This window comes from Lentzea sp. NPDC005914, assembly GCF_040629405.1.
GTDB lineage: Bacteria > Actinomycetota > Actinomycetes > Mycobacteriales > Pseudonocardiaceae > Lentzea.
This window is the reverse complement of the sequence record NZ_JBEXVQ010000001.1, coordinates 462,142-479,938: the sequence shown is the minus strand read 5'-3', so window position 1 is coordinate 479,938 and position 17,797 is coordinate 462,142. Positions and strand designations below refer to the sequence as shown.

The following is a 17,797-nucleotide window of genomic DNA, read 5'->3' as shown; positions in this document are numbered from 1 at the left end:
GATGACCCTGCTCAACGACATCGAGCGGCTCGTGTCCTGCGAGTCGCCGTCCACCGATCTCGCGGCGGTCGCCCGGAGTGCGGACGTCACCGCGGACGTGGGCTCGGCGCTGCTCGGCTCGCCGCCGGAACGGATCGTGCTCGACGGCCGCACGCACCTGCGCTGGCGGCTGGGTTCGGGACCGCGCAAGGTGTTGCTGCTCGGCCATCACGACACGGTGTGGCCGATCGGGACCCTGGAACGGATTCCGTTCGAGGTGCGGGACGGCGTGCTGCGCGGACCGGGCTGCTTCGACATGAAGACCGGCCTCGCGATGATCTTCCACGCCGTGGCGGCGCTCGATTCCCCCGACGGCGTCACGGTTCTGGTCACCGGCGACGAGGAGATCGGCTCGCCGTCGTCGCGAGGGCTGATCGAGGCGGAAGCCCGCGAGCACGGCGCCGTGCTGGTCACCGAGGCGTCGGCGGACGGCGGTGCGCTCAAGACCGAGCGCAAGGGCACGTCCCTGTACGAGGTGACGCTGCACGGCCGTGCGGCCCACGCCGGTCTCGAACCCGAGCGCGGTGTCAGCGCGACCATCGAGGCAGCGCACCAGGTTCTGGCCGTGGCACTGCTGGGAGATCTCGCCACCGGCACGACCGTCACGCCGACGGTTCTTTCCGCCGGCACCACGACGAACACCGTGCCCGCGCAAGGGAAGTTCATGGTCGACGTGCGCGTGCGCAACCTCGCCGAGCAGACGCGAGTCGACGAGGCGATGCGCGCGCTGCAGCCGGTGGTCGACGGCGCCAAGGTCGAGGTGAACGGCGGGCCGAACCGTCCGCCGCTCGAACTCTCGATGTCCGCGGGGTTGTTCGAACTGGCGTCACGACTGCTTCCCGGGATCACGCAGGCCTCGGTGGGCGGCGCGTCGGACGGCAACTTCACGGCAGGAGTGGGTGTTCCGACGCTCGACGGGCTCGGTGCCGTGGGTGGCGGTGCGCATGCCGACAGCGAGCACGTGCTGGTGTCCGAACTGGCTCCGCGCACCACGCTGCTCGCCGCGCTCGTGAGGGAGCTGACATGACCGTAAGACAGCTCACCGAACACAAAGAGCTCCTTGCCGCGCAACGGTTGTACGAGTCGATCTGGCGTTCGTCCACTCCCCCTGTCACGGCGGAGCTGATGCGGGCGCTGATCAAGTCCGGCAACTACGTGGCCGGCGCCTTCGACGGCGAGGACCTCATCGGCGCGTGCGCGGGATTCTGTTCACCACCCGCGGAGAGCACGCTGCACAGCCACATCGCCGGGGTCGCGCAGGGCATGCGCGGACGCAACATCGGCCAGGCGTTGAAACTGGACCAGCGGGAGTGGGCCCTGGCGCGCGGGATCAGAGCGATCACCTGGACGTTCGACCCGCTGGTGCGCCGCAACGCCCACTTCAACCTCGCCAAGCTCGGCGCGGACGCGACCGAGTACCTGCCCGACCTGTACGGCCACATGGGCGACGACATCAACGGCGGCGGGGAGAGCGACCGGCTTCTCGTCACCTGGAACCTGGCGGCCGCTCAGTCGCGCGTCGTCAGGGCCACGGGCGTGGTCGCGCTGGGGATCTCCGAGGACGGCATGCCGGAGCGGGGCACGACCGGCGGCCACACCGTGCTGGTCGCGGTGCCGCCGGACGTCGAAACGCTGCGCGCCACGAACCCGGCCGCGGCGAACGAGTGGCGGCACGCCGTGCGTGACGTGCTCGGCGGGCTGCTCGCCGCGGGCGCCCGCGTCACCGGGTTCGACAGGTCCGGGTGGTACGTCGTCGAGAGGAACGAGTCGTGAAGCTGACCGGAGTCGAACTCCGCTGGGTCGAGATGCCGTTGAGGTCACCGTTCAGGACTTCGTTCGGCACCCAGACCACGCGCTCGTTGCTGCTGCTGCGTGCCGTCACGGACGTCGGCGAGGGCTGGGGCGAGTGCGTCGCGATGGCCGACCCGGTGTACTCGTCGGAATACCTCGAGGGCTGCGCGGACGTGCTCCGCCGGTTCCTGGTCCCGGCACTCACCAGACCTGTCGACGGGGTGTCGGTCGCCCCGCGGCTCGCCAGGTTCCGCGGGCACCGGATGGCCAAGGGCGCGCTGGAGATGGCTGTGCTGGACGCCGAACTGCGCGCGCGTGGTGTGTCGTTCGGCCGTGAGCTGGGCGCGACGCGCGACCGGGTGCCGTGCGGGGTGTCGGTCGGGATCATGAACTCGATCCCCGAGCTGCTGGACGCGGTCACCGGCTACGTCGAGGAGGGCTACGTCCGGATCAAGCTGAAGATCGAGCCTGGCTGGGACGTCGACGCGGTCCGGGCGGTGCGCGAACGGTTCCCGGACGTGTTGCTGCAGGTCGACGCCAACACCGCGTACACGCTGGCCGATGCCCGCCATCTCGCGCGGCTCGACCCGTTCGACCTGCTGCTGATCGAACAACCGCTGGACGAGGAGGACGTCCTGGCGCACGCCGAGCTGGCCAAGGTGGTCCGCACGCCCATCTGCCTGGACGAGTCGATCACCTCGGCGCGGTCGGCCGCCGACGCGATCAGGCTCGGCGCGTGCCAAATCGTCAACATCAAGCCCGGCCGAGTGGGCGGCTACCTGGAGGCCAGGCGCATCCACGACGTCTGCGCGGCGCACGGGATCGCGGTGTGGACCGGCGGGATGCTCGAGACCGGGATCGGGCGGGCGGCGAACGTGGCGCTGGCGGCGTTGCCGGGCTGCACGCTGCCCGGCGACACCTCGGCGTCCGACCGCTACTACCAGATGGACATCACCGAACCGTTCGTGCTGGACGACGGGCATCTCGCCGTGCCCACCGGACCGGGGCTGGGTGTGACCCCGTTGCCGGACGCGCTGGACGCCGTGACGGTGAAGTCGGAGTGGATTCCTCTGTAGACGGTTGGCAGGGTGGTGCCATGAGTCCGCGAACAGGTCTCGCCCGCGTCCTGGACGATCTCGGCACCACCCTGATCGACCTGGTCCGCGGCGATCCGGGCCGTGCCGTCGACATCGGCGGCGTGGTCATCCACGACCCGCACGACGACCAGGTGCTGCCGCCGTCGGCGCTGGTGCTCGGCGTCGGCGTGCGGGATCCGGCCGAGATCCTCGACCTTCTGGGCACGCTGGGCGCCGCCGCACTCGTCGTGCGCGGGCCGGTGGAGGTGACGGACGAGATCGCCGCGGCCGTCGACCGCTCCGGCGTGGCGTTGCTCGGCCTGGCACCGGGAGCGTCGTGGACGCAGCTGGCCGCCATGCTCCGGTCGCTGCTGGCCGAGGGCGAGGTGGACCCGTCGGAGACGTTGGGCGGCGTGCCGGCCGGGGACCTGTTCGCCCTGGCCAACGCCGTCGCGTCGCTGATCAGCGCCCCCGTGACGATCGAGGACCGCAGCTCGCGCGTCCTCGCGTTCTCGGGGCGCCAGCACGAGGCCGACCCGTCGCGCGTCGAGACGATCCTCGGCCGGCAGGTGCCCGCGCGGTACTCGCAGATGCTGGAGGCGCGAGGGGTGTTCCAGCAGCTCTACCGCAGCGACCAGCCCGTCTACATCGAGGGCCTGCCCGCCGACGACGGCACTTTCTGCCTGCCCCGTGTCGCGGTGGCGGTGCGGGCGGGCGACCAGTTCCTCGGCTCGATCTGGGCCGCGGTCCGGTCGCCGCTGCCCGACGATCGGTCGCGGGCGTTCAGCGACGCGGCCAAGCTCGTGGCGTTGCACATGATGCGGCAACGGGCAGGTGCCGACGTCGAACGCCGGTTGCGCGCGGACCTGGTCTCGACCGCGGTGGAAGGCGGACCCGGTGCGGCCGAGGCGGTGCGCCGGCTCGGCCTGTCCGATCAGGCCTGCGTGGTGCTCGCGCTGGCGTTGGCGCACTCGCACGGCGACGATGCCGCCGGGCACGCCCGGCTGCTGGCCGAACGGCAGCAGATCGCGGACGCGCTCGCCATGCACCTGACCGCGGTCCACCCCCGCGCCGCCGCCGCGTTGATCGGCGATGTCGCGTACGCGATTCTGCCCGCGGAGTCGGAGGACCGGGCCCTCCGGATCGCCACCGACTTCCGCAACCGCATCGGCAACCACGTGCTCGTGGGCGTCGGACAGGTGGCGGACGGGCTGGCGCTGTCGCGTTCCCGGGCCGGCGCGGACCTGGTGTTGCGGGTGTTGCGGGCCGGGCGCGCGCAGTGCCCGGTGGCCCGAGTGTCCGATGTGCACAGCGAGGGGTTGCTGCTCGAGCTGTCCGACCTCATCGCCGAGCGCGGTGACACGTTGAGCGGGCCCGTCGCGCGGCTGATCGACTACGACCGCAAGCACAGCGCCTGTCTGGTCGAGACGCTCAACGCGTGGCTGGACGCGTTCGGTGACGTGGCCGCTGCCTCGGCCGCCGTTTTCGTGCACCCCAACACGTTCCGGTACCGGCTGCGGCGGTTGTCCGAGGTCGGGGAGATCGACCTCAGCGATCCGAACGCACGGTTCGCGGCGATGCTTCAACTGCGGTTGTGGCTGCCAGGTGCCGCTGAGCCAGCGCCACGAACGCCGTCGTCGACGGATGCGCGGGCTGCGACGGCCAAGCCAGGTGCACGGTGATCGGCTCGGCGTCGGTCAGCGGCAGGTAGACGACTTCGGGGTGCGGGTTGTGGTGGCCGGTGCCGGCGGCCGTGACCCCGACCGTCGCGCCGGTCGCGATCGACGTGAGCCACTCGACCACGCCGGGCACGTCCAAGGTCCGCGGGCGCGCGCCGACCGGCCAGAGATCGGCGGCGGTCGTCCCCGACGTCTCGCACACGGAGACGACCTCACTCGCCAGGTCGCTGAGCGCGACAGCGTCGCAAGCCGCCAGCGGGTGGTCGATCGCGACCGCCGCGAGCCGTGGTTCCTCGATCAACGCCACGTGGTCGATGCCGGGCTGCTCCGGTTTCGTGCGCAGGACCGCCACGTCCGCCTCGCCACGCCGCAGCGCCGCCTCGGGGTCGTCGAAGCGCCGGATCCGGACGAGGACGTCGGGGTGTTCGGCCCGCCATTCGCGCAGGAACGGGATGGTGAACCGGCCGAGCGCGGCCCAGGCGAAGGTCAGCCGCAGCGGCTGGGGCGCCACCGCCTCGGCCAGCGCGGTGTCGAGTTCGGTCAGGATGCGGTGGCTGTGCTCCCAGAGGCGTTGGCCGGTGTCGGTCAACGCGAGGTAGCGCGTCGTGCGGTCGACGAGCCGCACGCTCAGACGCCGTTCCAACTGCTCCAACGTGCGCGAGAGAGCGGGCTGCGTGACGTGCAACGACTGCGCTGCCGCGGTGATCGAACGGTGGTCGCCGATCGCGGCCAGTGCGCGGAGGTGCCGCAGCTCGACATTCATAACCACCGATCATAAGTGCTGCACGAACGGCATTTCACACGTGCTTGCGACGGCCCTAGCGTCGACGGCATGAGGATTCTGCTCGTTGGAGCGACCGGCAAGCTGGGCACCGCCGTGCATCAGGAACTCGCCGCACGCAAGCACGACGTCGTGACCGTCGCCCGCACCGGAGGCGACCTGCAGTACGACGTGACCGACCCGGTCCAGGTGGCCGAGATGTTCCAGACCGTCGGCCAGGTCGACGCCGTGGCCTCGGCCGCGGGCCACGTGCCGTTCAAGCCGCTGGCCGAGCTGACCGTGCAGGACTACCAGGCCGGCGTGACCGGCAAGGTGCTGTCCCAGGTCATGCTCGTGAAGGAGGGCCTCACACACGTGACCGGCTCGTTCACCCTCATCAGCGGGGTGCTCACGCGTGAACCGATCGTCACAGGTGCGGCCGCGTCACTGGTCAACGGCGCGGTGGAGGCGTTCGTGCGCGCCGCGGCCATCGAGATCGCACCGCTGCGGATCAACGCGGTCAGCCCGACGGTGTTCACCGAGTCGCTCGACGTCTACGGCGACTTCTTCCCCGGCATGAAGCCCGTACCGCTGGCCGACGTCGCGCAGGCGTACGTGCGGTCGATCGAGGGACGCCAGACCGGGCAGATCTACGTTCCCTGAACGCGCACCCGGCTCAACAACCGGTCGACGAGTTCTGGCAGCTGCTGCTCCCCCGCACCCTCGAGCCACAACGCGATCCCGGTGCGGATCGTGGCGAGGAACGTGGCGGCCATGAGCCGGGCGACTTCCTCGTCCGGTTCCCTGACGACCAGCACGGCGGTCAGGTCGCGTTCGAGCGCGACCTGGTCGCCTGCCTGGCGTGCGAGCAGTGACGGATGCCGGCGCAGCAGCCGCAGCTGGGCCATCCACTCGACGTCCGGGACGGGCCAGGTGCGGTAGAGCTCCGCCGTGGCCGCGCGCAGGGCCTGCCACGGGTCTTCGCCGCCCGGCCTGGTGTCGACCAGGGCGACCAACGCCTGGAACCGCTGGCGGTCCGCGTCCAGAACCGCGTCTTCCTTGCCGGCGAAGTAGTTGGAGAACGTGCGGCGCGAGACCCCTGCCTCGTCCGCGATGTCCTCGACCGTCACCCCGTCCAGGCCGCGCTCCATCGCCAGCCGCAACGCCGCACCGGCCAGTGACCGCCTGGTCACCGCCTTCTTGTGCTCGCGCAGCGTGGTCTCCACGCGGTTCAGCGTAGCCGCGGACGTTGCCCATTGAGCAAATTTGCACGACGTGCAAGAATCGAGACCGTGAAGAACGAGACCCAGGCGATGGGCCACCAGCAGGTGCTCGAGTCGCTGTCCGGACTGCTGCTGGCCCTGTTCGTGGCGATGGTCAGTTCCACGGTGGTGTCCACCGCGCTGCCCCGCATCATCGGCTCGCTGAACGGAACCCAGACGCAGTACACGTGGGTGGTCACGGCCACCCTGCTCACCGCGACGGCCACCACGCCGATCTGGGGCAAACTCGCCGACCTGTTCAACAAGAAGACGCTGGTCCAGGTCGCGATCGTGATCTTCGTGGTCGGCTCGCTGCTCAGCGGGTTCGCCCAGGACACCGGCCAGCTCATCACGGCCCGCGCGTTCCAGGGCATCGGCGTGGGCGGCCTGCAGGCGCTGGTCCAGGTCGTGATCGCCGCGATCATCCCGCCCCGCGAACGTGGCCGCTACAACGGCTACCTCGGCGCGGTCATGGCCGTCGCGACGGTCGGCGGCCCGCTGCTGGGCGGCCTGATCGTCGACGTCTCGTGGCTCGGCTGGCGCTGGTGCTTCTGGGTCGCCGTGCCGATCGCCGCCCTGGCGTTCGCGGTCCTGCAGGCCACCCTGAAGCTCGAAACCGTGCGCCGCCCGAACGTGAAGATCGACTACCTCGGCGCCGCCCTGATCGCCGCCGGCGTGAGCGTGCTGCTGATCTGGGTCTCGTTCGTCGGCAACTCGTTCGACTGGCTGTCGTGGCAGACCGGCGCCATGGTCGGGGGCGGTCTCGTCCTGCTCGGCGCGGCGGTCGCGGTCGAGCTGCGCGTGAGCGAACCGGTGGTGCCACTGCACATCGTCGTCCAGCGCACCCCGGCGCTGGCGATCATCGCGTCGCTGGCGGTCGGCATGGCCATGTTCGGCGGCGCGGTGTTCCTCGGCCAGTACTTCCAGATCGGCCGCGGCTACACCCCGACCGAGGCGGGCCTGCTGACCATCCCGCTGATGGCGGGCGTGCTCGTGTCGTCCACGGTCTCCGGCCGCATGATCAGCCGCTCCGGCGCGGTCAAGCCGTACATCGTCACCGGCACGATCACCCTGGTGCTCGGCTTCCTGGGCCTGGGTTTCGTCGACCACGCCACGGCTCTGTGGCTCGTCGGCGTCGCGATGGCCGTGGTGGGCATCGGCGTCGGCATGACGATGCAGAACCTCGTCCTGGCCGTGCAGAACAGCGTGCCCCTGAGTGAACTGGGCGCCGCCAGCGCGTCCGTGACGTTCTTCCGGTCGCTGGGCGGCACGATCGGCGTGTCCGTGCTCGGCGCCGTCCTGGCCAACCGCGTAACGTCCGACCTCTCGGCCGCGCTGCACGTCCCGGCGGGCCAGTCGACCGGCACCACCAGCGCGTTGAACCTCAAAGCCCTGCCGCCCCAGGTGCAGACCATCGTGCACACCGTCTACGGCGACGCGACCGCGCACATCTTCCTGATCTCCGCGGCCGTCGGCGTGATCGGCGTGATCGCGGCCCTGCTCCTCAAGCCGATCACCCTGCGCACGACCATCGACCTGGAGAAGAAGGAAGAGGGCTCCAAGGTGACGCGATGATGACCAGCGCCTTCGAATCCACAGTGGACTCCTTCGGTCCCCGTCCCTCCCCTTCCGCACGCACGATCCTCGTGGGCGTGGACGGCTCGGACACGGCGATGCGCGCGGCAGCCTTCGCGTTCGGCTCCGCGCGCCGCCAGGGAGCACGGCTCGTCGTCACCTTCGTGGCGTGCCACTCCTCGCTGGCAGCGCTCACTCCGGCCGTGGCGTCGGTGTTCGAGCACGAGGCGACAGCGAAGCTCTACACCGAACTCCGCGCGCAGATCCGGTCGTTCGCGGAGGAGCTGGACGTGCCGGTGACGTTCGTGAAGACGTTCGGCGATCCCTACACGGTGCTGAAGGAGTCTGCGGACCAGTGTCAGGCCGACATGGTCGTGGTCGGGGCGTCGCAGCAGGCGGGGCACCGGTTCGCGGGGTCGGTGGCGACCCGGCTGATCAGGTCGGGACACTGGCCGGTGCTCGTGGTCCCCTGATCCGAGCATTTACCGCGTTCCAGAACTACAGGGGTCATCCCAACGCACACAGCATGCCCAGGGATCCTGCCGGACGCCACGCAATTCCAACGCACAAGCGCGTAGAGAACGATCAGTACATGCCCTCAATTACCCGCACGACGTGCTGCGGGTTGATGGTGACCGGGTCCCCCGGCAACTCGAATCCCATGGGCAGCGTGAGCAGGCCGCCTGCTTTCAACGCGGCGTCCACCGTCTGCACGAGCTCAGCGAACTCCACGAGAACGCGGTACTTGCTGCCGTCTGTCATCTCAAGCTGATTCCAAGCCATTTCGACCCTCATTCCTTTCCCGTATCCTGGGCCGCCGCAAGGAGTGCATCGAAACGATGGTGCGCCTTGTTACGAGTGCACTCCAACGGAGAAATCTAATTCACGTGGAATGCAACCTGGTGCTCAGCAGGCTTCCGGCTCTCGTAGTCAACGGCGACGACATCACGATCGTGGTCGAGAACTTCGAGGGACTCATCGACACCGATGTCAAGCACAGGTCGAAGCTCGCCGACCCGGCACTCGACCGTTCGGGTGTGGCGGGCGCGATGCAGGTGCTGGAGTCGGTCGCGGCCGAGGGTCGCGAACGGATCGAACGCGAGCGGGAGCGCAGCGCTAGCGTGACTGGAAGGCCGGCGAACGCAGGAAACTGGCGAGCCGGGGCCGAGGACGACGACCGGAGCGACCCTTCGCCCTCGGCACCTAAGATTGGCTGGTGACCACGACCCCTGCCGAAGTCAGCCTGACCAGCCGCAGCTCGGCCATCGTCCAGCGGGTGTTCGCCGGCGTCACCCTCGCAGCCGTGGTCGCGGCGATGGTCGTGCTCGGCTTCTCGGGTGAGCCGTGGTGGGCGATCACGCTGTGGGAACTGGGCCTGCTCGTGACCGTGTTCCTGATGCTGGCGCTCTGGTCGTCCGCGGGCGAGTCCGCGAAGGGCACCACCGCGTTGCTGGCAGGCGGGACGAAGGTGCTCGGCGAGGTCACCGAAAAGGGTGTGACCGACGACGGCGAGGCCACCTTCTACGAGATCAGGCTCCGGATTCCGGTGGCGGGCGACGGTTTCCACGCGTGGCACCGCTGCCCCCGGTGTTCGGACCTGGAGATCGGGAACCGGATCCACGTGCTCGTCGATCCCGATGCCCGCACCTGGGCCGTCGCGCACTAGAGAGCGGCGGTCGAGTCCCGGACGACCAGCGTGGTCGCGAGCTCGATGTGCAACGCCTCGGGCTGGTGACCGTCCAGCACCCGCATCAGCTGCGTGACGGCGATCCTTCCCATCTCCTGCAACGGTTGCCGCACGGTCGTCAGCCGCGGATCGGTCGCCTCGGCGAGGTCGATGTCGTCGAACCCCGCCACGGACAGGTCTTCCGGCACTCGCAGGCCCCGCTCCCGCGCCGCCTGCAACGTGCCCACCGCCACCTTGTCGTTGAAGCACACGATCGCGGTCGGGCGCGGTGTGAGAGCCAGCAACTCGGCCGCAGCCCGCTTGCCCTGTGCTGTCGTGGGTTCGACGTGCCGCAGGCGATCCGGGGTCAGCAGCACACCGGCCTGAGCGAGGGCGGCGCGGTGGCCGGCCAGGCGTGCGTCACCCGCCAGCCACTCCTCGGGACCCGCGATCACCCCGATGTCGCGGTGCCCCAGGCTGATCAGGTGGTCCGCGACCGCCCGTGCGCCCGAGGAGTGCGCTGCCGAGACGGCGGCGATGTCCGGTGGCGGCGGGGTGCGCGGATCCACCACCACGAACGGGAACCGCGCCTGGGACAACGCGACCAGCTCGTCGCCTTCCTCCGGCGGCAGGATCAGGATCGCGGCGTCGAGGTCCGAGCCGGGCAGGCCGCGCAACGCGTCGCTGTGCTGGCCGGACTCCCCCGCGTCCAGGAGCAGGCGCAGGCCGTGCAGCTTCAGCGTCTCGGCGATCGAGGAGACGATCAGGCCGAAGTAGTCGGTGAGCACGTACGGGCAGCGGACGTAAACGGTCCTCGTGCGCACCGGGACCCTGCGGCGTTCGACGGCCTGCAGGACCAGGTCACGGGTCCGCGGGGCGACGTTGACGTGATCGTTGAGCACGCGGGAGACGGTCGCGACCGAGACGCCGGTCTCTGCGGCGATGTCACGGAGACTCGCGCGCTGTTTCACGTTCTCGATCTTGCGTTCCACGAGGTCAATGTACCGGAACTCGTCCACACCATTGACCGTTGCCACGGCCGGGTGTTTCATCCTGAAAGCTGATGTTTCACAGTGATGAACGGGTGTTACATGAGACGAACCGCGATCGTGGCCCTGGTTCTCGGCCTCACCGCTGTGCCTGCGGCCGAGGCGTCCAGTGCGCCGCAAGCCCGCGTGTGGGTGACCACGCCGGACCGGACCGAGCTGATGCACGAACGGCCGCGCGTCGCGTTCGGCATGAGCGAGTCGACGCATCCGACGATCGTGGTCGACCCCGATCGCGGCTACCAGACCGTGGACGGGTTCGGCGCGTCCATCACGGGCTCGTCGGCCGAGCTGCTCGCAGGGCGTGCCGACACCATGCGCGAGCTGTTCGACCCGGTGCGCGGCATCGGCGTGAGCTTCCTGCGCCAGCCCGTCGGTTCGTCCGACTTCACGGCGTCCGCCACCCACTACACCTACGACGACGTCCCGGCCGGGCAGACCGACTTCGCGTTGCAGCACTTCAGCATTCGCCACGACGAGGCGAAGATCCTCCCGTTGCTGCGCCAGGCGAAACGGCTCAACCCGAGGCTGAAGATCATGGCCACGCCGTGGAGCCCGCCCGCGTGGATGAAGACGAACGACTCGCTCGTCGGCGGCCAGCTCAAGGACGATCCGAAGATCTACGACGCGTACGCGCGCTACCTGGTGAAGTTCGTGCAGGCCTACGCGCGAGCCGGTGTGCCGATCGACTTCCTGTCCGTGCAGAACGAGCCGCAGAACCGCAAACCGGACGCATACCCCGGCACGGACATGCCGGTCGCCGCACAGCTGAAGGTCATCGAGACGCTCGGCCCGAAGCTCCACGGGTCCCGCACGAAGATCCTGGGCTACGACCACAACTGGGCCACGCACCCCAACGATGGCACGGCGGAAGCCGACTACCCGTACCAGGTTCTGCGCTCCAAGGCCGCGAAGTGGCTCGCCGGTACCGCGTACCACTGCTACTACGGCGACCCGAGCGCGCAGACCGCGTTGCACAACGCCTTCCCGGACAAGGGGATCTGGTTCACCGAGTGCTCGGGCTCGAAGGGCGCGACCGACCCGCCCGCCAAGGTCTTCAGCGACACGCTGCGGTGGCACGCCCGCAACGTCGTCCTCGGCACCACCCGCAACTGGGCCCGCAGCGCCGTGAACTGGAACATCGCCCTGGACAGCACCGGCGGCCCGCACAACGGCGGCTGCGGCACGTGCACCGGCCTGGTCACCGTGCAGCCGGACGGTTCGGTCACGACCGACGCCGAGTACTACACGATCGGCCACCTGTCGAAGTTCGTGAAGCCGGGCGCGCGCCGCATCGCCAGCACGTCGTTCGGCACCACCGGGTGGAACGGCCAGATCATGGACGTCGCGTTCCGCAATCCGGACGGCTCCACGGCTCTGGTGGTGCACAACGAGAACGACGAGCCGCGCACGTTCGCGGTGAACGCCGGCGGCCGCACCTTCGAGTACACCCTGCCCGGCGGCGCGCTGGCGACGTTCACCTGGACCGCGACCCTGCGCGGCAAGCTGAAGTTCGTGCCGCTGACCGGTGCCACGGCCACCGATGCCGCGCTCGTCGACGACGACGCCTCGACGCGGTGGTCGAGTGGCGCGGCGCAGGCTCCCGGCCAGCTCGTGCAGGTGGATCTGGGGCGGCGCGCGGAGTTCCGCCGGATCGCGGTCGACAGCGGCGGCAACCTCGGTGACTACGCCCGCAACTGGGAGCTGAGCATCAGCGACGACGTGACGTGGCGTTCGCTCGCGACCGGCACGAGCGTCGGCCAGCTGACGAACATCGACGTGCGCCGGACCAGTGCGCGCTACCTCCGCATCACCTCCACGGGTGCCGCTGGCAACTGGTGGAGCATCGCAGACCTTCGTCTCTACAACTGAAAACCTGCAAACGGGCGCCCAAACCCTGCAAGGAGCGCTATGTCAATGACGACAAAACGTTGGTGCAGCACAGCGATCGTGTCGGCCGTCGTACTGGCGGGCCTGGCCGCCCCGTCCGCCACAGCGGCCACCAACGCGAGTGTCTGGCTCACGACCGCCGACCGCTCGAACCTGTTGCGGCAACAGGCGGACGTGTCGTTCGGCTCCGGCGGCAGCGGCCCGACGATCGCAGTCAACCCGAACTCGACCTACCAGTCCATGGTCGGCTTCGGGGCGTCGTTCACCGACGCGGCGGCCTGGAACATCTTCAACTCGCCGCGCCGCGACGAGATCATGAACAACCTCTTCACCAAGTCCAGCGGCATCGGTATGAGCTTCCTGCGCCAGCCGATCGGCTCGACCGACTTCTCCCGCAGCTTCTACACCTACGACGACGGCGCGGCGGACCCGGCGCTCTCCCGGTTCTCCACCGCCCACGACAACGCCTACATCCTCCCGTTGATCCGCCAGGCCAAGCAGCTCAACCCGCAGCTGTCGATCATGGCGACGCCGTGGAGCGCCCCGGCGTGGATGAAGAACAACAACAGCCTCATCCAGGGCTCGCTGAACGACAGCCGCGTCGGTGTCTACGCCGACTACCTGGTCAAGTTCACCCAGGCCTACCAGGCCGCGGGCGCGCCGATCGACTACCTGAGCGTGCAGAACGAGCCGAACTTCGAACCGCCCGGCTACCCCGGCATGCGCATGTCCGCACAACAGCAGGTGAACGTCATCAACACCCTCGTGCCGAAGCTCCGCGCGGCCGGTCAGCAAGCGCGCATCCTCGGCTACGACCACAACTGGGACGACACGACCTATCCCCAGACCGTGAACAACGGCGCGGGCAACAACGTGATCGGCTCCGCGTGGCACTGCTACGGCGGCAACCCCGGCGGACAGTCCGTCGTGAAGAACAACCAGCCCGGCAAGGACATCTTCTTCACCGAGTGCTCCGGCACGAGGTCGGGCGACGACGCGGCGACGTTCCGCGACACGTTGCGCTGGCAGGGCATCAACCTCGCGATCGGCGCGACCCGCAACCACGCGCGGTCCGTGGCGATCTGGAACATGGCCCTGGACAACAACAACGGCCCGGTGATCGGCAGCTGCGGCAACTGCACCGGCGTCATCAGGACCAACGGCAACGACGTCACTTACAACGCCGAGTACTACGTGCTGGGCCACCTCTCGAAGTTCGTGCAACCGGGAGCCGTCCGCATCGACTCGACCGGCTACGGCGAGGGCGGCATCCAGAACGTCGCCTTCCGCAACCCGGACGGCCGGATCGTGCTCGTCGCCCTGAACTCCGGTGGCGCGCAGAACTTCCGCGTCTCCTACGGCGGCCAGACGTTCGGCTACTCCCTCCCGGCCGGCGCCATGGCCACGTTCACCTGGCCGGGCACGCTCGACCCCGGTCAGCCCGGCCGGACCGGCGCCATCACGGGCCTGGGCGGCAAGTGCCTGGACGTCACGAACGGCTCGACTGCGAACGGCACCCAGCCGCAGATGTGGACCTGCTCCGGCGGCCCGAACCAGACGTGGACCCTGGCCGCGGACGGCACGGTTCGCGGGCTCGGCAAGTGCCTCGACGTGACCGGGAACGGAACCGCGGACGGCACAGCGGTTCAGTTGTGGGACTGCTTCGGCGGCGGAAACCAGAGATGGACCGCAACGAACGGCACGTTGGTCAACGCCGGCAGCACCAAGTGCCTCGACGTGATCGGCAACAACACGGCTGACGGGGCGAAGCTGCAGATCTGGTCCTGCACGGGCGGCGCCAACCAGCGGTGGACCGTGCCCGCGTAGTGGACGGCAGGCCGGTGTCCGAAGACCGCAGGCACCGGCCTTGCTCTGCTTGAAGTCGTGCCGCAGGGGTAACCGCGCGGTATGACCGATCCGATCAACCCGGAAGCACCGCACTCGCCGGGCACGCCCAGCCTCGACGATCTCGACGTCGAGGAACCCCACGTGCCTGAGGACGACATGGACGAGGAGCCGGCCGAACCGCCGGACTGAGCTCGTCAGGCGTACCCGGCGCTCTAGCGGATACCCCTCAGGCATGGACGCCGACGAACTCCGCCGCTTTGTGCTGGAAAGGCTCGACGAGGACGAAGCCCGCCTGGCCGAGGAGAAGCTGCCGCTGCTCGACGAGGCCGAGGGCAGGGGCAGGCTGCGCATCATCCGCTCCGATGACGGCAGCGGGCTGCTCCTGCTGCCCGGCCCGATCCAGGCTCCGCTGGAACGGCAGCTGGTGCCGTTCCCGGAAAAGTTCCCCCTGCTGCGGACCGAGGTCGAGCAGACCCACGACGAGGCGTTGCTGCGACTGCTGGCCGGCGCCTACGACACCCACCACGGCTGGCAGGAGGAATGGCGATGACAACAGGACGACGGCGGTAGCTGAGTCACGCCCGCGCGGCGACCGCGGCACGACGGCCCGGCAGGAAGGTGCGGGCGGCCGTCAGCAACGTGCGCGCTTCCATCAGCTCGCCGTATTCGAGGTGCTCGTCGGCTGCCGCGATGTGCGCCAACGCCTGCTGCGGGGCGTCCGGGGCGTCCATCATCGCCTTGGTCAGGCACTTGCGGGCCTGCTCCGCCTGAAGAGCGAGATCGGCTCCGCTGGTGACGCGAATGAGCACGAGCGCGTCGCCGATGGCCTTGTCGAGTGAGCTGTGCCGCATCATGATCGCCGCCTTGAGGACAGTCGGGAGGACGAGCGCCGACTGCTTGACGCCTGTCCCGGCTACCCATGCGCTGAGCGCCTCAAACGACGATCACACGTCGTCTCCGTAACGGCCGCCGCCGTCCAGACCGGAGGCGTTCTCACCAGAGCTCCGCTGTCCGGACTCGCGGGCGTGCCCGCCGACGTCCTGCGCGGCTTCCTTGGCGTGCTCGGCCGTGGTCTGCGCGGCCTCCGACGCCACCTGCTTCACCTCACCGGCGGCATCGCTCACCGAGGACTTCACGTCCTCCTTGATGTGCTGTGCCGACTCGGCCATCGCCTCCCTGGCCGGTTCCACGACGTCGCTGAAGCTGTCGGACAGCTGCTGCACCGCCTGCTGTTCAGCGTCGGTGCGGGGCAGCACCGACGCCAGCAGCAGGCCGCTGCCGAACGCGATGAGCCCGGCTGCGAGCGGGTTGCCCTGCGTCTGCTGGGCGACCCGCTGCGGCGCGTCCTGCACCGCCTGCACGGCCTGTTCCGCCCGTTCGGCGACGGCGTTCCCGGTGTCGTGTCCCTGTTCCCGCACGGTCGACGCGGCCTGCGTGGCGGTGCCCATCACTCGCTCCTTCATCGCGGTCAGTCCCCGCCGCACGCCGCGGACCTGCCGCTGGGCGATGCTCCGCGGGCTCGCGTGGTCGGCGAGCCGGTTCGCGTCGACTCGCAGCTCGGCGCGGGTCACTTCGATGTCGCGCCTTATCTGGTCGGGTGTTTCGCCCATTCCGCGTCCTCCTTCAAGGTTTCGACGGTGCGTTCGGGTTTCGGGTTGACGGTGCGCAGCTTCGCGCGTCCCGAGGTGTAGAGAACGGCGCCGGTGATGCCCCACAGGGCTGCGACGATCAGCGCGGCCCAGCCCAGCGGCATGACCGCGCCGAGCGCGAACACCAGCGCGAGACTGAGCAGCACGGTGGTCAGGTAGCCGGCGAACCCCGCGGCCGCGAGCATCCCCGTCGCCTTGCCCGCCTTGACGGCCTCCTGCCGGATCTCCGCCTTGGCGAGCTCCAGCTCCTGGCGCATCAGCTTGGACAGGTCTCCGGTCAGCTCGCTGACGAGGTCTCCCAGCGACTCCCCTGAACTGTCCACTCGCGACGGTGGTACCTCAGGGCTCGACATGCGGCACCCCCGCCGCGGGCACGGCAGGCGACGCGCTCGGGGTCAACGGCGCGCCGTAGTCCGGTGTCATGTCAGGACGTTCCGCCGCCACGGGCACCACACCGCCCTGCCGCGGCCGGCCCTGACCGCCGCCACTTCCACCGGTCGCGCTCTTCGCGACGCGGCCCACGAGGAACCCCGCCACAGCGGCACCCAGCAGGAACGTGCCGGGCTTGCGCCGCGCGTAGTCGCGCGCCGAGTCGAGCAGGCCCTGCGCTCCCCGTTCGTCGAGGAACCTCGCGGCCTGCCTGCTCGTGTCGGCCGCACTGCGGATCGCGCCCGCCGACATCGAGTCGCGCGGTGCGCTGCCGGCCATCTCGCCCAGTTCGTCGGCGATGCGGCCGAGCTGCTTCGACACCCGCAGCGCCTGGTCCTCCGCTTCCGCCGCAACGCGTTCCCGCACGTCCCGCACGACGTTGCGGGCCTGGTCGGCGGTCTCCCGCCGCACGTACGCGGCCTGGTCGGCGACGGTGTCGCGCACCTGCCCGGCCGCTTCTCCGGCGTGCTGTGCGACGCCGGCGCCCTCGTCCACGGCCGCCGGGCGCACTCCGCCCATCTGGTTTTCGGTCACGGCTGACTCCTCAGCTCGTAGTCGTGTCCTGCGTCTACGAGCTACCCTGCGAGCCACGCCGCAAACGGGGCCTTTCGCCCTAACCCCACCAGATTCGCCGAACTGCGTGCCTCATTGCGAGGAGGTGCCCCGCGGCGACGGCACGAACGCGGTGAAGTCGCGGTTCGACCGGTCATCCGCGCGCTCGCGGTGCAGGAGACCTCGAACCCACCGCACGACCTCGGCGGGCGACGGCCGCGGATCACCGTCCAGCCGCGCGATCTCCACGAGCTCGCCGATGCGGTCCTCGACGGCCGCCGACCATCCGCTCAGCTCGTCCCACAGCAGTGCCACGTCGTGGTCGGGGAAGTCGGTCAGCCGTCCGTCCAGCGCGATGTACGCGCCGGCCCGCGGTTCCGTGTCCACGCACGAGCTGTCGCCGCGCAGTCCGAGTCCCAGGACGACCTCGCGCACATACCGCCGTACCCGGCGCGCCGCCGAGTCGTCGAAGCCGAGGCCGAAGTCGATGAACACATCGCGGTCCATGGGGTACGGATACCCCCGTGGGGTGGCC

At 69.7% G+C, this 17,797-nt stretch carries 21 protein-coding genes and 1 pseudogene; 13 read left to right on the top strand and 9 right to left on the bottom strand.

Annotation, left to right across the window (positions count from 1 at the left end; genetic code table 11):
• Position 1: 1 nt before the first annotated feature.
• Genes ABZ345_RS02085 through ABZ345_RS02070 form a run of 4 tightly spaced genes read left to right on the top strand, consistent with a single transcriptional unit; the run spans position 2 to position 4,588 of the window.
• Positions 2-1,066: a M20 family metallopeptidase gene (locus tag ABZ345_RS02085; RefSeq protein WP_359841980.1), complete on the top strand. Its 1,065-nt coding sequence runs from the start codon at positions 2-4 to the stop codon at positions 1,064-1,066.
• The gene (locus ABZ345_RS02080; RefSeq protein WP_359841978.1) at positions 1,063-1,812 is read left to right on the top strand and encodes a GNAT family N-acetyltransferase; all 750 of its coding nucleotides are present in this window, start codon (positions 1,063-1,065) and stop codon (positions 1,810-1,812) included. Before ABZ345_RS02085 ends, ABZ345_RS02080 begins: the two co-directional genes overlap by 4 nt.
• Positions 1,809-2,906 carry an o-succinylbenzoate synthase gene (gene menC, locus ABZ345_RS02075; RefSeq protein ID WP_359841976.1) on the top strand — a complete coding sequence of 366 codons (1,098 nt, stop codon included), beginning with the start codon at positions 1,809-1,811 and terminating at the stop codon, positions 2,904-2,906. Before ABZ345_RS02080 ends, menC begins: the two co-directional genes overlap by 4 nt.
• Positions 2,907-2,926: 20 nt before the next feature.
• Positions 2,927-4,588 carry a helix-turn-helix domain-containing protein gene (locus tag ABZ345_RS02070; RefSeq protein ID WP_359841974.1) on the top strand — a complete coding sequence of 554 codons (1,662 nt, stop codon included), beginning with the start codon at positions 2,927-2,929 and terminating at the stop codon, positions 4,586-4,588.
• Here the strand turns inward: ABZ345_RS02070 and ABZ345_RS02065 are convergent.
• Positions 4,569-5,348 (bottom strand): annotated as a pseudogene (locus ABZ345_RS02065) (LysR family transcriptional regulator); the annotation flags it as partial. The gene ABZ345_RS02070 and the pseudogene ABZ345_RS02065 overlap by 20 nt on opposite strands.
• A 69-nt stretch (positions 5,349-5,417) precedes the next feature.
• Between ABZ345_RS02065 and ABZ345_RS02060 the strand changes: the two are divergent.
• The gene (locus ABZ345_RS02060; RefSeq protein ID WP_359841972.1) at positions 5,418-6,008 is read left to right on the top strand and encodes a short chain dehydrogenase; all 591 of its coding nucleotides are present in this window, start codon (positions 5,418-5,420) and stop codon (positions 6,006-6,008) included.
• On the opposite strand, the gene ABZ345_RS02055 is transcribed toward ABZ345_RS02060, so the two are convergent.
• The gene (locus tag ABZ345_RS02055) at positions 5,996-6,571 is read right to left on the bottom strand and encodes a TetR family transcriptional regulator (RefSeq protein ID WP_359841970.1); all 576 of its coding nucleotides are present in this window, start codon (positions 6,569-6,571) and stop codon (positions 5,996-5,998) included. The two genes, ABZ345_RS02060 and ABZ345_RS02055, sit on opposite strands and share 13 nt — an antisense overlap.
• A gap of 87 nt (positions 6,572-6,658) precedes the next feature.
• Between ABZ345_RS02055 and ABZ345_RS02050 the strand changes: the two genes are divergently transcribed.
• The gene (locus tag ABZ345_RS02050) at positions 6,659-8,182 is read left to right on the top strand and encodes an MDR family MFS transporter (protein ID WP_359842243.1); all 1,524 of its coding nucleotides are present in this window, start codon (positions 6,659-6,661) and stop codon (positions 8,180-8,182) included.
• Entirely contained in the window at positions 8,179-8,655 is a 477-nt protein-coding gene (locus ABZ345_RS02045; protein WP_359841968.1) for a universal stress protein, read from the top strand. Before ABZ345_RS02050 ends, ABZ345_RS02045 begins: the two co-directional genes overlap by 4 nt.
• Positions 8,656-8,767: 112 nt before the next feature.
• Here ABZ345_RS02045 and ABZ345_RS02040 read toward each other — a convergent pair whose 3' ends face one another.
• On the bottom strand, positions 8,768-8,944 hold the full coding sequence (locus tag ABZ345_RS02040) for a hypothetical protein (RefSeq protein WP_359841966.1): 177 nt from the start codon (positions 8,942-8,944) through the stop codon (positions 8,768-8,770).
• 77 nt (positions 8,945-9,021) lie between these two features.
• Between ABZ345_RS02040 and ABZ345_RS02035 the strand changes: the two genes are divergently transcribed.
• Positions 9,022-9,402, top strand: coding sequence for a hypothetical protein (locus tag ABZ345_RS02035; RefSeq protein ID WP_359841965.1), 381 nt, complete (start codon positions 9,022-9,024; stop codon positions 9,400-9,402).
• On the top strand, positions 9,399-9,848 hold the full coding sequence (locus tag ABZ345_RS02030) for a hypothetical protein (protein WP_359841963.1): 450 nt from the start codon (positions 9,399-9,401) through the stop codon (positions 9,846-9,848). Before ABZ345_RS02035 ends, ABZ345_RS02030 begins: the two co-directional genes overlap by 4 nt.
• Here the strand turns inward: ABZ345_RS02030 and ABZ345_RS02025 are convergent.
• Positions 9,845-10,840, bottom strand: a complete 996-nt coding sequence (locus ABZ345_RS02025; RefSeq protein ID WP_359841961.1) for a substrate-binding domain-containing protein — start codon at positions 10,838-10,840, stop codon at positions 9,845-9,847. The two genes, ABZ345_RS02030 and ABZ345_RS02025, sit on opposite strands and share 4 nt — an antisense overlap.
• 99 nt (positions 10,841-10,939) lie before the next feature.
• Between ABZ345_RS02025 and ABZ345_RS02020 the strand changes: the two genes are divergently transcribed.
• The 4 genes from ABZ345_RS02020 (at position 10,940) to ABZ345_RS02005 (ending at position 15,182) form a co-directional block, all read left to right on the top strand.
• Entirely contained in the window at positions 10,940-12,766 is a 1,827-nt protein-coding gene (locus tag ABZ345_RS02020) for a glycoside hydrolase family 30 beta sandwich domain-containing protein (RefSeq protein WP_359841959.1), read from the top strand.
• Between the two features lie 45 nt (positions 12,767-12,811).
• On the top strand, positions 12,812-14,611 hold the full coding sequence (locus ABZ345_RS02015; protein ID WP_359841957.1) for a ricin-type beta-trefoil lectin domain protein: 1,800 nt from the start codon (positions 12,812-12,814) through the stop codon (positions 14,609-14,611).
• Between the two features lie 81 nt (positions 14,612-14,692).
• Complete coding sequence (locus tag ABZ345_RS02010) at positions 14,693-14,821, top strand: hypothetical protein (protein ID WP_359841955.1); 129 nt, start codon at positions 14,693-14,695, stop codon at positions 14,819-14,821.
• Between the two features lie 43 nt (positions 14,822-14,864).
• Positions 14,865-15,182 carry a hypothetical protein gene (locus tag ABZ345_RS02005; RefSeq protein WP_359841954.1) on the top strand — a complete coding sequence of 106 codons (318 nt, stop codon included), beginning with the start codon at positions 14,865-14,867 and terminating at the stop codon, positions 15,180-15,182.
• A 25-nt stretch (positions 15,183-15,207) separates the two neighbouring features.
• Here ABZ345_RS02005 and ABZ345_RS02000 read toward each other — a convergent pair whose 3' ends face one another.
• The 5 genes from ABZ345_RS02000 to ABZ345_RS01980 all read right to left on the bottom strand — a co-directional run bounded on the left by ABZ345_RS02000 (position 15,208) and on the right by ABZ345_RS01980 (position 17,769).
• Positions 15,208-15,486: a hypothetical protein gene (locus ABZ345_RS02000; protein ID WP_359841952.1), complete on the bottom strand. Its 279-nt coding sequence runs from the start codon at positions 15,484-15,486 to the stop codon at positions 15,208-15,210.
• Between the two features lie 90 nt (positions 15,487-15,576).
• A complete protein-coding gene (locus tag ABZ345_RS01995; RefSeq protein WP_359841950.1) occupies positions 15,577-16,242 on the bottom strand; it encodes a DUF3618 domain-containing protein in 666 nt (221 codons plus the stop codon).
• Positions 16,218-16,604: a phage holin family protein gene (locus ABZ345_RS01990; protein WP_359841948.1), complete on the bottom strand. Its 387-nt coding sequence runs from the start codon at positions 16,602-16,604 to the stop codon at positions 16,218-16,220. The genes ABZ345_RS01995 and ABZ345_RS01990 overlap by 25 nt, the downstream gene beginning before the upstream one ends.
• A 16-nt stretch (positions 16,605-16,620) precedes the next feature.
• A complete protein-coding gene (locus tag ABZ345_RS01985) occupies positions 16,621-17,244 on the bottom strand; it encodes a hypothetical protein (protein WP_359841946.1) in 624 nt (207 codons plus the stop codon).
• A gap of 111 nt (positions 17,245-17,355) precedes the next feature.
• Positions 17,356-17,769, bottom strand: coding sequence for a DUF6292 family protein (locus ABZ345_RS01980; protein WP_359841944.1), 414 nt, complete (start codon positions 17,767-17,769; stop codon positions 17,356-17,358).
• Positions 17,770-17,797: the final 28 nt, after the last annotated feature.